This window comes from Erwinia typographi, from assembly GCF_000773975.1.
In the GTDB taxonomy this organism is placed as follows: domain Bacteria; phylum Pseudomonadota; class Gammaproteobacteria; order Enterobacterales; family Enterobacteriaceae; genus Erwinia; species Erwinia typographi.
The window spans coordinates 118,327-132,769 of sequence record NZ_JRUQ01000028.1 but is presented as its reverse complement, the minus strand read 5'-3'; the positions used below and the strand labels follow the sequence as shown (position 1 = coordinate 132,769).

General features: G+C 55.0%; 13 protein-coding genes and 1 tRNA gene. 13 read left to right on the top strand and 1 reads right to left on the bottom strand.

From position 1 onward, the window contains the following. The first annotated feature begins 2 nt into the window (after positions 1–2). From gspK to NG99_RS09575, 6 genes are all read left to right on the top strand, one after another. On the top strand, positions 3–1,142 hold the full coding sequence (gene gspK, locus NG99_RS09600) for a type II secretion system minor pseudopilin GspK (protein ID WP_034891475.1): 1,140 nt from the start codon (positions 3–5) through the stop codon (positions 1,140–1,142). Between the two features lie 12 nt (positions 1,143–1,154). Continuing rightward, positions 1,155–2,366 (top strand): type II secretion system protein GspL, encoded by a 1,212-nt coding sequence (gene gspL, locus NG99_RS09595; protein WP_034891472.1) that lies wholly within the window; start codon positions 1,155–1,157, stop codon positions 2,364–2,366. Then, on the top strand, positions 2,366–2,857 hold the full coding sequence (gene gspM / locus NG99_RS09590; RefSeq protein WP_034891469.1) for a type II secretion system protein GspM: 492 nt from the start codon (positions 2,366–2,368) through the stop codon (positions 2,855–2,857). The genes gspL and gspM overlap by 1 nt, the downstream gene beginning before the upstream one ends. Positions 2,858–2,902: 45 nt before the next feature. Beyond that, positions 2,903–3,754 carry a prepilin peptidase gene (locus NG99_RS09585; RefSeq protein WP_034891466.1) on the top strand — a complete coding sequence of 284 codons (852 nt, stop codon included), beginning with the start codon at positions 2,903–2,905 and terminating at the stop codon, positions 3,752–3,754. A gap of 57 nt (positions 3,755–3,811) precedes the next feature. Next, positions 3,812–4,207: a type II secretion system pilot lipoprotein GspS gene (gspS, locus tag NG99_RS09580; RefSeq protein WP_084110478.1), complete on the top strand. Its 396-nt coding sequence runs from the start codon at positions 3,812–3,814 to the stop codon at positions 4,205–4,207. A 198-nt stretch (positions 4,208–4,405) separates the two neighbouring features. Next, positions 4,406–4,481: transfer RNA gene (locus tag NG99_RS09575), tRNA-Gly, on the top strand. A 313-nt stretch (positions 4,482–4,794) separates the two neighbouring features. On the opposite strand, the gene queG is transcribed toward NG99_RS09575, so the two are convergent. Beyond that, positions 4,795–5,931: a tRNA epoxyqueuosine(34) reductase QueG gene (gene queG / locus NG99_RS09570; protein ID WP_034891460.1), complete on the bottom strand. Its 1,137-nt coding sequence runs from the start codon at positions 5,929–5,931 to the stop codon at positions 4,795–4,797. Between queG and nnr the strand changes: the two genes are divergently transcribed. The 7 genes from nnr (at position 5,930) to hflX (ending at position 14,392) form a co-directional block, all read left to right on the top strand. Then, the gene (gene nnr, locus NG99_RS09565) at positions 5,930–7,453 is read left to right on the top strand and encodes a bifunctional ADP-dependent NAD(P)H-hydrate dehydratase/NAD(P)H-hydrate epimerase (RefSeq protein ID WP_034891457.1); all 1,524 of its coding nucleotides are present in this window, start codon (positions 5,930–5,932) and stop codon (positions 7,451–7,453) included. The two genes, queG and nnr, sit on opposite strands and share 2 nt — an antisense overlap. Beyond that, the gene (gene tsaE, locus NG99_RS09560; protein WP_034891454.1) at positions 7,450–7,926 is read left to right on the top strand and encodes a tRNA (adenosine(37)-N6)-threonylcarbamoyltransferase complex ATPase subunit type 1 TsaE; all 477 of its coding nucleotides are present in this window, start codon (positions 7,450–7,452) and stop codon (positions 7,924–7,926) included. Before nnr ends, tsaE begins: the two co-directional genes overlap by 4 nt. Before the next feature lie 8 nt (positions 7,927–7,934). Continuing rightward, positions 7,935–9,596 carry an N-acetylmuramoyl-L-alanine amidase AmiB gene (gene amiB / locus NG99_RS09555; RefSeq protein ID WP_232298248.1) on the top strand — a complete coding sequence of 554 codons (1,662 nt, stop codon included), beginning with the start codon at positions 7,935–7,937 and terminating at the stop codon, positions 9,594–9,596. Positions 9,597–9,613: 17 nt separating this feature from the next. Further along, the gene (mutL, locus tag NG99_RS09550; protein ID WP_034891450.1) at positions 9,614–11,548 is read left to right on the top strand and encodes a DNA mismatch repair endonuclease MutL; all 1,935 of its coding nucleotides are present in this window, start codon (positions 9,614–9,616) and stop codon (positions 11,546–11,548) included. After that, on the top strand, positions 11,541–12,491 hold the full coding sequence (gene miaA, locus NG99_RS09545; RefSeq protein ID WP_034891447.1) for a tRNA (adenosine(37)-N6)-dimethylallyltransferase MiaA: 951 nt from the start codon (positions 11,541–11,543) through the stop codon (positions 12,489–12,491). Before mutL ends, miaA begins: the two co-directional genes overlap by 8 nt. Positions 12,492–12,593: 102 nt before the next feature. Further along, positions 12,594–12,902, top strand: coding sequence for an RNA chaperone Hfq (gene hfq / locus NG99_RS09540; RefSeq protein WP_034891444.1), 309 nt, complete (start codon positions 12,594–12,596; stop codon positions 12,900–12,902). Positions 12,903–13,111: 209 nt separating this feature from the next. Continuing rightward, entirely contained in the window at positions 13,112–14,392 is a 1,281-nt protein-coding gene (hflX, locus tag NG99_RS09535; protein ID WP_034891441.1) for a ribosome rescue GTPase HflX, read from the top strand. The last annotated feature ends 51 nt before the right edge of the window (positions 14,393–14,443 follow it).

The window sequence follows — 14,443 nt, the reverse complement described above, 5'->3', positions numbered from 1 at the left end:
GCATGTCCAATCAGAAAGGAAGCGCGTTATTGATGGTGTTGCTGATGATGGCTCTGATCCTCTCTGTTGCGGTGCTTAGCAATGAATACTGGCAGCAAACGATGATCAGAAGTCACTCTATTAGCTGGCAAACGCAGATGAAATGGACACTGCTTGGCAATGAAAAAATTTTAAAAAACACGCTTGAGAAGCAGCAGAAAATCGCGGCAGACTCCGGCCTTCTGCTGCTTGACGGGGTGCAGATTCGTTATGAGACCCGTGATTTGGGGGGATGTTTCAACCTTAACTCGCTGATAAAAAATGTGCAGTCGGGAAAAAACTCTTCCTCCGGGCAGACCGAGTCACAAAAAGAGCGGGTGGAAAAGCCGGACCAGAAGGGGTCTGACGTAGTGGATGAGGGTGAAATTGCTGAGCCAGAATCCGCCTTTCAAAACGAAAAGGGGGATGCAGTTTCCCTTGCTGCTGGTAAAGAACAACCGCTTGCCGACGAGGGACAGGTTGATCGCGAGGCTGGGCGCTACCCTTCAGCCGTGTTCGCCCAACTGCTGGTTAATGTTACCGGTATGAGTGACGAGTCGGCGAAAAATATCACTCAGGCCATTGAGCGCCGGCTGAATCCTGTAAATGGCATCTCCGAGGGAAAGGAAAAGGGGGACTCAGCCAGCCAGCAGCGCGGAACCGGCGCTGAGGCTGCCGCGCATGTCCCCATGCTTGACAGTAGTGAACTACGAACGGTAGAGGGAATTGACCAGAAAAGCTGGCAGCAGCTGAGAGACTGGGTGTGTGCGCTGCCGGAGTCGGCGTTGTTGGTAAACATCAACGCGCTAAGGCCCGATCAGGGAGCGATGCTGGCGGCGCTATTTGTTAACTCTCTCTCCGTCAGTGAGGCCAACCGATTGATAAGTACCAGGCCAGCTCAGGGCTGGCAAGATAGCGCTGCGCTGATGGCCGCGGCGGAAAGTAAAAGTAACGTCTGGACCAGTGCAATAAAAAAGACTCTGGTGCAGGAAAGCCATTATTTTTCGCTGTCGCAATGGGTACTTGAAGAGGAGGGTGAATATTCTTTGCGTAGCTTATTCAGGGAAGAAAATAACCAGCTTCATATTATACAACGTCGCTATGGCGTGAGTGAATCTTACTGAGTGAGGATGCCAATGGATAAGATCAGGAAAAGGATTGCCGGGAGTTCAATACTCTTCATCAGGCCCTCGCTCTCTGCTGATGAGCAGGTGGAATGGCTTTTTCGTCTTAATAAAGACACAGTGGCCAGCGGCACGCTGGCGAATATGGCAGAAACAGGCAGGTTGAAAGAGTATGCCGCCGGGGGAGAAGTGGTACTGATTATCCCCGGAGAGCTGGCCGTGTTTCACACTGTTGAGATCCCGGGGGCAGGGAAGGTAAAAATGAGCAGCAAATTGCTGAAAGCTCTGCCTTACTGGCTGGAGGGCAAGGTGGCTGGTGAAGTCGAGTCTCTGGAGTGGGTACTGGTGGCTGCCGGGACGCCTTGCACTCTGCTTGGTGTGGCAAAAAACCTTCTTCAGCAATGGGTTAACTTTTTCATCTCCGCCGAAATGCCTTTACACCGTATCGTTCCCGAGACCCTGTGCCTGCCCGTGCCTGCGGAAGGAGAGTGGAGTTGCCTTTACGATCGTCAGCGCTGGCTGCTCCGTCAGGGGGAAGGCTGCGGCATGGTTATCGATGGGCAGTGGCTGCACGCACTGCCTGAACTGGCCGAAAACGGAGCGGTAGGCAGGGTATATGGTGACTGCGATGGCGCCGTTATTCCCCACGGATGGCAGCAAATGGCGCCAGGAAAAGCGCTGGAGATTCTGGTTGCTCATAGCCGCAGTCATTCCGCCAATTTGCTGACAAAACCGGTGGGTATTAAAGGTCGCCATAAGCCTGGCGATTATAAAAGTGTATTGCTACTGGGAGTGACCGCATCGCTTGGGTTGTGCATGGCCTCATTTCTCAATGGTTACCATCAGCACCAGGTAGCAGAAGAAATGGAGAGGCGATCGCAACAGCTGTATCAGCAATTAACTAACAGCAAGAAAAAGGTCAGCAACCCTAAGTTCAGGCTGACGCAGTTAATTAAGAAAACCGCAGCGCAGGATAATCAGTCAAACCCGATCGCGTTATTAAACGCACTGGCGGAAGCCAGTGAGGCCACAGAAGGAATCGTTATTCATACCATTCAATATGATGGCGAAACGGGCACCCTGTATTTAGCCACTCGTCGTCAGGATGCCGAAACACTCACCACGAGCCTGGCGGCGCTTTCTGTTAAGGTCAGCGAAGGCGCGCCCGACGCTGTTGAACATAATCAACTTGAGACAGCCTGGCTGCAGATGAAAACACCGTGATGAAACAGAAAATAATCCAGCACTGGCAGGTGCGAACGGCGGTTGAGAAAGGGATTGGGGTAGGGCTGGCCGGGTTTGTTGTCGCTCTGCTGGTCACTTTTTGGCTGGTGCAGCCGCTGATGAACTATACCTCCAGCGGCGAAAAAAGGCGGATCAAGGCAGCGCAGGATGTCGTGTGGATTTCCCAACAAAAAATCCATTTCCCGCAGTCCACTGGAAGCCATACCGCAAAACCTGTTACCAGCACTTTCGCCGAAACGGTCGAACATGTTCTTATGCAAAAGGGTATTTCAGCCGTAACTAAAGGTAACGACGCGCTGACCATTACTCTGGAAATCGACGTAATCCGCTTCAGTTCGTTGATGGCGTTAATTAATGAACTGCAAAATGAGCAGAGGATAACTGTTTTTCAGCTTAAGCTGGCGGCGATCAGCGATAAAAATGATTCAGTAAAGGTTTCGGAGCTGGTATTAAAAAAGGCTGAAAGTTGATTGTGATGGGAAAGGAACTCGTCGTCTGACCAAAGGGAGCGGTTGATGGAACTCATACAGGAAATGGCTACCCATCTTCCGCTGTTCTGGTGGGGAGGATTGGCGATAATCGGTCTTTGCGTCGGCAGCTTTTTAAACGTGCTGATCTATCGCTTACCCATTATGATCGACCGGGCTCAGCAGGCGAACCGCGCAGAGCCTTCGGCTTTTACTTCAGTGGAGGCCGGGGATAACGCGCCCTCCTTTGACCTGCTCCTTCCCGCATCACGCTGCCCTGAGTGTGGCGAACCGATCAAATGGCAGCATAATATCCCGCTTTTTAGCTGGCTGTACCTGCGCGGTACCAGCCACTGCTGCAAAAAACAGATTAGCACTGGCTACCCACTGACCGAACTGGCCGCGATGATCATCGCGCTGCTTAGCGGTTTTCTTATTCCTCCTGGCCTGAGCTTACTGGGCGTGCTGATCTTCAGTTGGCTGCTTTTAGCGCTGGCGATAATCGACGGCAAAACATGGCTTCTGCCGGATGCGTTAACCTATCCGCTGCTGTGGCTGGGGTTATTATTTAACCTGAAGGAAACGTTTATTTCCCTGCCGGATGCCGTCGTGGGGGCCGTGGCGGGCTATTGTCTGCTTTGGGGGTTTAATTTTCTCACCTCCCGCTGGGTCAATAAAAACTGCATGGGCAATGGTGACTTTAAACTGACCGCGGCGATTGCTGCATGGTGCGGTTGGCAATGCCTGCCGCAGTTGCTGTTACTGGCTGCGCTATCAGGAATTATCAGCATTTTACTGCTTAGGCTCTTATCCGGACGGAGTTTCAAAACGGCAATTCCATTTGGGCCAGGCCTGGCTATAGCTGGCTTGTTACAGATTTCTGGGCTTATTGTCATTTAATGAGTCATTCACCAACGCCGACCGGCTTAAATTATTCACTTCAGGGACGGATATAAAATGATAAGTAAAATATTGCTTAATCGCTGCACGACAATATTGGGCGCGTTGGTATTGCTGACGGGATGCCAGCAAAACATCCACCGGACTAAAGATGTACAATCTGGTGCCATTCCTGCCGTTGAACAGCAGGTCCAACAGCTTTCGGCGATTGCTGGAGGAAGCTATTACCTGAAAGAAAAATGCCATCGTAGCGATCTGCCCTCTAATGAACAGCTGCTTGCCCAGGTTGTAGCGCTGGGTGCCCAACGAGGATGGCCAACAAATGCAGAAGAGTACCAGCAGCTGTCGGTAAAAAGCGAAAAGGTCTTTAAGGCGCTGGTGGCCGACGGCACGCCAGTAGAGCAGCAATGCCGCTATTTCAATCAGAATATCAGTCACTTTTTCCAGCAGTGAGCGATCTGCTTATTTACTAATCCAATGCTTCATCGCGCTTCCCGCTGAGGGTAAAAATATCTTGTCATCCCCGGGTATAACCTTCATAATCTCCTCCATTCCGCAAAACGGAATGAAGAGATTGTTTAAAATCAGTAAGTTAGAAGAAAGCGTCGTTTTTATCATCAACGGCAGTTTTTCTTACTGTTCAGATTGTATGCGGGAATAGCTCAGTTGGTAGAGCACGACCTTGCCAAGGTCGGGGTCGCGAGTTCGAGTCTCGTTTCCCGCTCCAGATTATCATTTATCTCCTTTCCCAGACGATTTATCCACAGCGATAAACCGACTGTGCTTCGCTTATTATCGGCATTCCCGAAAATTCTTTAACAGAGTTATCCACAGGTTGATCTTTTGCATTGCGTTATTAACCTCAGAAAAGATGTGTTAATAAGCAGTGTAACCTTCTGTTTTTATTTCAAATGTGAATATTTCAAAATGTTATCTGGATCGCTTGTGCTTTCTGTGACAATTGAATGACAACAACTTTTTATTTTTATCCACACCATGTGGAAAACCTCAGCCGCTGGAAATAATCGTTGGTTGTTCATTTATGCATCACGAGGTAACCCTTTTTCTACAGCTCTCACCAGCCGTTTCTGCTGTCCCTGCATTTCAATAGCATGTTCGCTGCGTCTTGCCAGCTGACGCGCCAGTGCCCAGACGATATGCTCGTCCAGCATCTCATTCTCCCCTCTGCGGGCTTCGAGTACCGCGACGTTTTCGGCAGACCACGGAGCATTGCCTATCGCCACCGCCACGTTGCGCAGCCAGCGGAGATGGCCAATTCGCCGGATGGCTGAGCCTTCAGTCACGCGTAAAAATTTGGCCTCATCCCAGGCAAACAGCTCGGTGAGCGGCGGCGCGTGCAGCACCGCTCGCGGGCTAAAATCGTCCTCATCGGTCAACTGGCTATAACGATTCCATGGGCAAATCAGCTGGCAGTCATCGCAGCCATAGATCCTGTTACCAATCAGCGGCCTGAACTCTTCCGGAATTACGCCCTCCAACTCGATGGTCAGGTAGGAAATGCAGCGCCTGGCGTCGACCTTATAGGGTTCAACAATGGCGTTGGTGGGGCAGATCGTCAGGCAGGCAACGCAGCGGCCGCATTGCTCATCCTGCGGCGTATCGACCGGAAGCGGCAGGTCGATAAGCAGTTCGCCGAGGAAAAACCACGAGCCCGCTTGCTGGTTGAGAACCAGCGAATGCTTGCCGGTCCAGCCCAGCCCGGCTTTTACCGCCAGCGGCCTTTCCAGCACCGGCGCAGAGTCGACAAAGGGGCGAAACTGCGCTTCAGAACAGCGCTCGCGGATAGTCTCTCCGAGCTTTTTCAAGCGATTGCGTAATACTTTGTGATAATCACGGCCCAGAGCATAGCGGCTGACGTAGCCCAACTGGGGATTTTTTAAAGTACTGGCAAAGGCGGCTTTGGCAGGCAGGTAATTCATCCGGACGCTGATCACCCGCAGCGTGCCGGGCAGCAGTTCATGGGGGCGGGCGCGCATCATGCCGTGGCGAGCCATCCACGCCATCTCGCCGTGGTATTGGTTGTCCAGCCAGGCCTGTAGGCGCGGCTCTTCCAGGCTCAAATCGGTATCACTGATACCCACCTGCTGAAAGCCGAGATCCTGCCCCCACTTTTTAATATCGAGGGCGAGCTGATGGAGATCGAGAGGAAGCGACATGACTAACCTGAATAAACTGAGTAACTCTACCAGTTTACCCTATTCTGTCTGGCCTGTAGAAGCGATGGCTCAGCTTGAGCGCGAAGGGGCTGATGCGCTGGGGCTGACGCTGTTTGAGCTGATGCAGCGCGCGGGCGAAGCGGCCTTTGCCAGCCTTCGTGCGCTATGGCCTGATAGCCAGCACTGGCTGATCCTGTGCGGGCACGGCAATAACGGCGGTGATGGATTTATCGTGGCGCGGCTGGCGCAGTCTGCGGGTCTGACGGTGACGGTAATCGCTTGTGAGGGCAGCAAGTTGTTACCTGAGGAAGCGGAGCAGGCGCGTGAAGCGTGGCTCGCCGCCGGCGGAGTGATCCACGATCCAGCCATGGCCTGGCCTGAAAAGGTCGAGGTGATAGTGGATGCGTTGCTGGGGACAGGGCTGAACAAATCGCCAAAAGCCCCTTACGACCAACTGATTGCGCAGGCGAATGCGCATCCGGCAGAGATATTTGCCGTGGATATTCCTTCTGGGTTAGTGGCTGCTAACGGCACCACGCCTGGCGCCGTTATCTCAGCGGCTCATACCCTGACATTTATCGCATTGAAACCGGGGCTGCTGACCGGCAAGGCGCGCGACGTTACCGGGCAACTGCATTTCCACGCGCTCAGCCTGGACCCCTGGCTTGCCGGGCAGGTTGCTCCGATGGCGCGTTATGATGCTTCGACGCTGAGCCACTGGCTGAAGCCACGCAGGCCCACGTCGCACAAAGGGGATCATGGTAAGCTGGTTATTATCGGCGGCGATCACGGCACGGCCGGGGCGATACGCATGACGGGAGAAGCGGCGCTGCGGGCTGGTGCTGGATTAGTGCGAGTGCTCACTCACAAGCACAATATTACTCCGCTGCTAACCGCCAGGCCGGAGCTGATGGTCGAGGAGCTGAGCGGTGCTGCGCTCGATAAGGCGCTAGAGTGGGCTGATGTCATCGTTGTCGGCCCTGGACTGGGACAGGGCGAATGGGGGAAAAAAGCGTTACAAAAGGTAGAAAATTCTCAGAAACCGATGCTTTGGGACGCCGATGCGCTTAACCTGCTGGCAATCAGACCCGATAAACGTCAAAATCGGATTATTACGCCTCACCCCGGCGAAGCGGCGCGCCTGCTAAACAGTAAGACCAGCGATATTGAGAGCGATCGCTTACATGCAGCGAAAGAGTTGGCGAAACGCTATGGTGGCGTGGTGGTGCTGAAAGGGGCCGGAACCCTTATCGCCAGCGAAGCCGGAGAGATGGCGTTTGCCGATGTGGGCAACGCGGGCATGGCTTCGGGCGGGATGGGCGATGTGCTGTCAGGAATTATCGGCAGTTTGCTGGGGCAAAAGCTCTCGCCGTTCGATGCGGCCTGCGCAGGCTGCGTTGCGCACGGCGCGGCGGCTGAGGCCGTTTCAGCGCGCTGCGGCACGCGAGGGATGCTGGCGACCGATCTATTTTCCAAGCTCTATCTTTTTGTTAATCCAGAGATCCTGAATAAAAAAGAATGAAGACCTGTGTAATCGCATTGTCTGACGAGGCAGCAACCCTCGCATTAGGAGCCAGTCTGGCCCGCGCCTGTTGCGGTGCGGCCACGATCTACCTGTATGGTGACCTCGGCGCGGGGAAAACCACCTTTAGCCGGGGCTTTCTCCAGGCGCTGGGGCATCAGGGCAATGTTAAAAGCCCCACCTACACGCTGGTCGAGCCTTATCTTCTGCCGGACCGTCAGGTCTATCACTTCGACCTCTACCGGCTGGCCGATCCTGAAGAGCTTGAATTTATGGGCATCCGTGACTATTTCGGTGGGGACAGCCTGTGCCTGGTCGAATGGCCGCAGCAGGGAGCGGGCTTCCTGCCGGTGCCGGATATTGAACTGCATTTGAGCTATCAGGGGACGGGACGCCAGGCGGAGATAAAAGCCTGCTCAGCGGCGGGAGACGTCATGATTCAGCATGTTGCTATGGAAAAGGGTTGTTCATGAGATTGCGCATGAAGTTTGGTTTGATACTGGCACTTTTACTGACCACGTTTAGCACGCTCGCTGCCAATTTATCCGACATTAAAGTCTCAAACGGTGATGACAAGGCTACGGTAACCCTGAGTTTTAGCGGGCAGCCGGTTTATGGTTTTTTCCCGCTGCGTAATCCCGACCGCGTGGTGCTGGATATTCGCCAAAGTGGCGTGGTCCAGGGGCTGCCGCTCACGTTTAGCGGGGAGAATATCGTCAAGCGTATCCGCTCCAGCACGCCGAAAGACAAGCAAAGCATTCGCCTGGTGTTTGAACTCACCCAGCCGGGCAAAACCCGAGCGGTTACGCAGCGCAACGGCAACAGCTATAACGTGGTGTTTACCATTAATGGCAGCAGGCCGGCGAATGCGTCCTCCAGTCGGCCAGCGGCAGTGAGCAGCGTCGCGCGTCGCGCACCTTCTTCTCCGAGCGAAAATCCTTTCAAAGGCAACCCGGTAACGAGCGTTAGCAGCGGTAATCAGGTTGCCTCGCCAGGCAAAGCGCCGCGGTCAGTCAATGATGCGGTGATTGTGGCGATCGATGCCGGACACGGCGGCCAGGACCCCGGCGCGATTGGCGCTGGCGGCCTGAAAGAGAAGAATGTCACCATCTCCATCGCCCGCAAGCTCAAGCTGTTGTTGAATGACGATCCGATGTTCAAAGGCGTGATGACCCGCGACGGCGACTACTTTATCTCCGTGATGGGGCGTTCTGACGTGGCGCGTAAGCAGAATGCCAACGTGCTGGTCTCTATTCACGCCGATGCCGCGCCAAACCGCAGTGCTTCTGGCGCGTCTGTCTGGGTGCTGTCTAACCGTCGGGCCAACAGCGAAATGGCCGGCTGGCTGGAGCAGCACGAGAAGCAGTCAGAGCTGCTGGGCGGTGCTGGCGATCTGCTGGCCAACAGTCAGGCCGATCCTTACCTCAGCCAGGCGGTGCTGGACCTGCAGTTCGGCCACTCGCAGCGCGTAGGCTATGATGTCGCGGTGAAGGTTATCGCTCAGCTTCAGCGCGTAGGCGCCCTGCACAAGCGCCGACCGGAACATGCCAGCCTGGGCGTACTGCGCTCGCCGGATATTCCTTCCCTGCTGGTGGAAACCGGCTTTATCAGTAATCCTTCGGAGGAGCGACTGCTTGGCAGTAGCGCTTACCAGCAGAAGATTGCCGAGTCGATTTATAAAGGGCTCCGCAACTACTTCCTGGCGCACCCGCTGCAATCCATCCCAAAGGAGGAAAACCGCCCATTGCAGTCCGCAGCGGCGGTTAACGTAGAACCTAATCCAGCCCCTGAGGCCACCCAATATACTGGGGCTACCCAGCGTCATGTGGTAAAACGGGGAGAGACGCTCTCCGGGATTGCCGCCCAGTATGGCGTGAGCATGGCGACGCTACGCTCGCTGAATACGCTGAACAAAGACGTGGTGTGGGTCGGGCAGCGGCTGAAGGTGCCCGCTGGCCGCCAGGCCGCCAGCGCCAGCCCGGCGAAAGTGGCTAAGCCCGTTCGCCATAAGGTTGTGCGCGGCGATTCGCTGACGGCGATTGCCGCTCAGTATGGCGTCAGCGCCAAAGCCATTCAGCAGGCCAATAAAATGAAATCGCAAAATGTCATGCTGGGTCAGACGTTAACGATCCCCGCATCGTAACCAAACAAGGAATTTCTATGCCGATTCAGGTGTTGCCTCCTCAGCTTGCTAACCAGATAGCCGCTGGTGAAGTGGTGGAGCGGCCAGCGTCGGTAGTGAAGGAGCTGGTTGAAAATAGTCTGGACGCCGGGGCTACCCGCATTGATATTGAAATTGATAAGGGCGGCGCGAAGCTGATCCGCATCCGTGATAACGGTAGCGGCATTGGCAAAGACGAACTGTCGATGGCGCTGGCGCGCCACGCTACCAGCAAAATTGCCTCGCTGGACGATCTTGAAGCCATTGTCAGCCTCGGCTTTCGCGGCGAAGCGCTGGCCAGTATCAGCTCGGTTTCCCGACTGACGCTGACTTCACGTACCGCAGAGCAGGCGGAAGCGTGGCAGGCTTATGCGGAAGGGCGAGAGATGGCGGTGACGCTCAAGCCAGCCGCTCATCCTGTCGGCACCACGCTGGAGGTGCTGGACCTGTTTTACAACACGCCAGCCAGGCGCAAGTTTATGCGCACTGAAAAAACCGAATTCACCCATATAGACGAAATCGTCCGACGCATTGCGCTGGCGAGATTTGACGTGGCGTTTTCGCTGACCCATAACGGCAAGCTGGTCCGTCAGTATCGCGGCGTCAGCGAAAGCAGCCAGCGCGAACGCCGTATGGGTGCTATCTGCGGCACGGCTTTCCTCAGTCATGCGCTGGCTATTGAGTGGCAGCATGGCGATCTCAGCCTGCGGGGCTGGGTGGCCGATCCTGTCGGATCGAAGGCGATAACTGACCTGCAATATTGCTATGTGAACGGCCGCATGATGCGCGATCGGCTAATTAATCACGCTATCCGTCAGGCTTATCAGGACAAACTTGGCAACGATCATCAGCCCGCCTACGTGCTTTACCTGGAGATCGACCCGCATCAGGTTGACGTTAACGTTCATCCTGCCAAGCATGAAGTGCGTTTTCACCAGTCAAGGCTGGTGCACGACTTTATCTATCAGGGAGTGGTCAGCGTGCTGCAAGAGGCGGGAGCGGAAACGCTGCCGGACGTCGAGCCTGCTGAACGCTGGCAGCCTGAGAACCGCCAGGCCGCTGGCGGCAACCATTTTTCCGTTCCGGCACCGGCCAAAAGCAGCGATGTCGCCTCCGAACCAGACTCCGCGAGCGGCGCTGGCGAAGGGACGGTCCGCGAGTCCTGGTCAGGGAGCACGGCGCGCTCAACGCCAGCTTCCCGCTCCGGGGCGGGAGCTTCAGGCGGTGCTGCCCCGGCCAACTGGCAGCGACAGGAGCCTGTTTATCAGCCAAAAGAGGGGCGGGCCTATCAGCAACTCCTGAGCACGGCGGAACCTTTGCGCGCCAGGGAGCCGTCTCCCGTTAGCGAACGCGCCGCAGAAATACCGCTCAGCGGCCACAGCCAGAGTTTTGGCCGGGTGCTGACCGTGATGCATGGCAATTTTGCGCTGGTCGAAGCGAAAGAGCGGCTGGCGCTGATTCATCTGCCGGTCGCCGAGCGCTGGTTGAAGCAGGCTCAGCTTGCGCCGGGCGACGAAGGGCTGAAACCGCAGCCGCTGCTGATCCCCGTTCGGCTTAAGTTGGACAAGGCAGAGCGCGAAGCCCTTGGCCGCCACGGTAGCCTGCTGATTCAGATGGGGATTGAACTCCATGCGGATGCGCATCATGTGACGCTCCGCGCTGTACCTTTACCATTACGCCAACAAAATTTACAAAACTTGATTCCAGAACTGTTAGGCTATCTCGCCCGGCAGCAGGATGTGTCCGCAACGCAGGTAGCGCAATGGTTAGCGCGCCATTCGCTAGCTGACCATCCGCACTGGAATCACTCGCAGGCGATTGCATTGCTGGCTGAAGTCGAAAGACTTTGCCCGCAGCTACTGAAATCGCCGCCTTCTGGATTTTTACAGCACATCGATATTGAACAGGCGATGAACGCCCTGAAGCATGAGTGAGACATCCAAGGCTGGCCGGCCAAAGGCAATTTTTTTGATGGGGCCAACGGCCTCCGGTAAGACTGCGCTGGCGATGGCTTTACGTCAGCAGCTACCGGTTGAGTTGATAAGCGTCGATTCCGCCCTCATCTATCGCGGTATGGATATTGGCACGGCCAAACCTTCCGCTGAGGAGCTGGCATTGGCGCCCCATCGCTTGCTGAACATCCGCGATCCTGCAGAAACCTATTCCGCTGCGGAGTTTCGTCGGGATGCGCTGGCAGAAATGGCGGAGATTACCGAAAGCGGTCGTATTCCGTTGCTTGTTGGTGGCACCATGCTCTATTACAAGGCTTTGCTGGAAGGATTGTCGCCGTTGCCCCCGGCGGATCCTGAAGTGCGTCAGCGTATTGAGCAGCAGGCGAGTGAACGGGGGTGGGATGCCCTTCACCGTCAATTATGTGAGTTAGATCCCGTTGCTGGAAATCGTATTCATCCGAATGATCCCCAGAGACTCTCGCGAGCACTGGAAGTTTTTTTCATTTCGGGTAAAACTTTAACAGAACTGACTAAAACTTCAGGCGAAGCGCTGCCATACGATGTGCTGCAGTTCGCGATTGCGCCTCAGCATCGCGAAGTCATACATCAGCGTATTGAACTGCGTTTTCACCAGATGTTAGCGTCAGGGTTTGAAGCGGAGGCTCGGGCGTTATACGCACGAGGTGATTTGCATACGGACTTGCCTTCCATTCGTTGTGTAGGTTATCGCCAGATGTGGTCATTTTTGGCTGGCGAAATCGATTACGATGACATGGTTTATCGGGGAATTTGCGCGACCCGGCAGTTAGCTAAGCGGCAGATTACTTGGTTACGCGGCTGGAAGGATGTTCACTGGCTGGATAGCGAACAACCCGATGCAGCTTGCGATACCCTGTTACAGGTTCTTAGTGCTAAGCCTGGGTGATTGTGTACAATCAGTGCATGATCAGGCGCGAATTTTTACGCAGTATTTCAGGGCTTTCATGCTCTTAAGTAGTAAACAACAAGCATATAAGGAAAAGATAGAATGGCTAAGGGGCAATCATTGCAAGATCCGTTCTTAAACGCGCTGCGTCGTGAACGTGTTCCGGTTTCGATTTATTTGGTGAATGGTATCAAGCTGCAGGGGCAGATCGAGTCGTTTGATCAATTTGTGATTTTATTAAAGAACACGGTTAGTCAGATGGTTTATAAGCACGCTATCTCTACTGTTGTTCCGTCCCGTCCAGTCTCCCACCATAGCAACAATGCGGGTGGCGGAAGCAGTAACTATCATCACGGCAGTAACCCGGGGGCGTCTACTCAGCCTCAGCAAGAGAGTGACGAGGCAGAGTAATCACGGCTCTTCCATGGCGGGGGTACCTGTTATGTCGGGTTCCCCGTCCTGGCAATCCGCCCGATTCGTTCTTCGCCGGATGGCGAGGTCGGATTGCGCAATAATCGCCGCTTGACGATATACGGGTCCAGCGCGCATTTAGAATCTGATATTCACGCAGTATGGCCATCCGTGTAGCAGGTTTAACAAGGTTCTGAGAGGTTTTAAGTTTGTTTGACCGTTATGATGCCGGTGAGCAGGCCGTACTGGTACACATCTATTTTACCCAAGACCGGGATATGGAAGATTTGCAGGAATTCGAAACCCTGGTCTCTTCTGCGGGTGTAGAAGCGCTGCGGGTCGTTACCGGCAGTCGGAAATCCCCCCACCCTAAATATTTCGTCGGTGAAGGAAAGGCGGTTGAAATCGCAGAGGCGGTAAAAGCCAGCGGGGCATCGGTGGTGCTGTTCGATCACGCCCTGAGCCCGGCCCAGGAACGTAACCTGGAAGCCCTGTGTGAATGCCGCGTCATCGACCGTACCGGGCTGATTCTGGACATTTTTGCCCAGCGCGCCCGTACCCATGAAGGTAAACTACAGGTGGAGCTGGCGCAGCTTCGCCATCTTGCCACGCGTCTTGTCCGTGGCTGGACGCACCTTGAGCGTCAGAAAGGCGGGATTGGTCTGCGCGGACCGGGTGAAACGCAGTTGGAAACCGACCGCCGCTTGCTGCGCAACCGTATTACGCTGATCCTTTCTCGTCTTGAGCGGGTGTCGAAACAGCGCGAGCAGGGCCGTCAGGCGAGAAGTAAAGCCGACGTGCCGACGGTTTCGCTGGTGGGATATACCAACGCCGGTAAATCTACGCTTTTTAACCGCCTGACCTCAGCTGATGTGTATGTCGCCAACCAGCTGTTCGCCACGCTGGATCCTACGCTGCGTCGGGTAGACGTCAGCGACGTGGGGGAAGTGGTGCTGGCGGATACCGTTGGGTTTATTCGCCATCTGCCGCACGATCTGGTCGCCGCTTTTAAAGCAACGCTACAGGAAACGCGCGAAGCCACGCTGCTGCTGCATGTGATTGATGCCGCCGATTTACGCGTGGATGAAAATATTGCAGCCGTGGTCGACGTGCTGGAAGAAATAGATTCCCACGAAGTGCCAATGCTTCAGATCATGAATAAGATCGATATGCTGGAAGGCTTTGTGCCGCGCATCGATCGTGACGAAGAGAATATGCCGGTCCGCGTATGGGTTTCCGCCCAGACCGGGGAAGGGATTTCGCTGCTGTTCCAGGCGCTGACCGAGCGGCTGGCGGGCGAAATCGCGCAGTACGATTTACGTTTGCCGCCTGAAGCCGGGCGGCTACGTAGCCGATTTTATCAGCTTCAGGCGATAGAAAAAGAGTGGAATGAAGACGATGGTAGCGTAGGTTTGCATATACGTTTGCCGATCGTGGACTGGCGCCGCCTGTGCAAACAGGAACCGGCGCTGGTGGATTACATTGTTTGACTGATTTTGCCTGACACGCGTATCCCGGCCATGGGATACCACCGCACACAC

What these genes read in the sequence shown, in the direction of transcription:
- queG (WP_034891460.1), bottom strand. Translation starts at nt 5,931, where the DNA reads ATGTCGCTTCCTCTCGATCTCCATCAGCTCGCCCTCGATATTAAAAAG.
- gspS (WP_084110478.1), top strand. Translation starts at nt 3,812, where the DNA reads ATGATAAGTAAAATATTGCTTAATCGCTGCACGACAATATTGGGCGCG.
- mutL (WP_034891450.1), top strand. Translation starts at nt 9,614, where the DNA reads ATGCCGATTCAGGTGTTGCCTCCTCAGCTTGCTAACCAGATAGCCGCT.
- tsaE (WP_034891454.1), top strand. Translation starts at nt 7,450, where the DNA reads ATGAAGACCTGTGTAATCGCATTGTCTGACGAGGCAGCAACCCTCGCA.
- hfq (WP_034891444.1), top strand. Translation starts at nt 12,594, where the DNA reads ATGGCTAAGGGGCAATCATTGCAAGATCCGTTCTTAAACGCGCTGCGT.
- amiB (WP_232298248.1), top strand. Translation starts at nt 7,935, where the DNA reads ATGAAGTTTGGTTTGATACTGGCACTTTTACTGACCACGTTTAGCACG.
- nnr (WP_034891457.1), top strand. Translation starts at nt 5,930, where the DNA reads ATGACTAACCTGAATAAACTGAGTAACTCTACCAGTTTACCCTATTCT.
- NG99_RS09585 (WP_034891466.1), top strand. Translation starts at nt 2,903, where the DNA reads ATGGAACTCATACAGGAAATGGCTACCCATCTTCCGCTGTTCTGGTGG.
- gspL (WP_034891472.1), top strand. Translation starts at nt 1,155, where the DNA reads ATGGATAAGATCAGGAAAAGGATTGCCGGGAGTTCAATACTCTTCATC.
- gspK (WP_034891475.1), top strand. Translation starts at nt 3, where the DNA reads ATGTCCAATCAGAAAGGAAGCGCGTTATTGATGGTGTTGCTGATGATG.
- gspM (WP_034891469.1), top strand. Translation starts at nt 2,366, where the DNA reads ATGAAACAGAAAATAATCCAGCACTGGCAGGTGCGAACGGCGGTTGAG.
- miaA (WP_034891447.1), top strand. Translation starts at nt 11,541, where the DNA reads ATGAGTGAGACATCCAAGGCTGGCCGGCCAAAGGCAATTTTTTTGATG.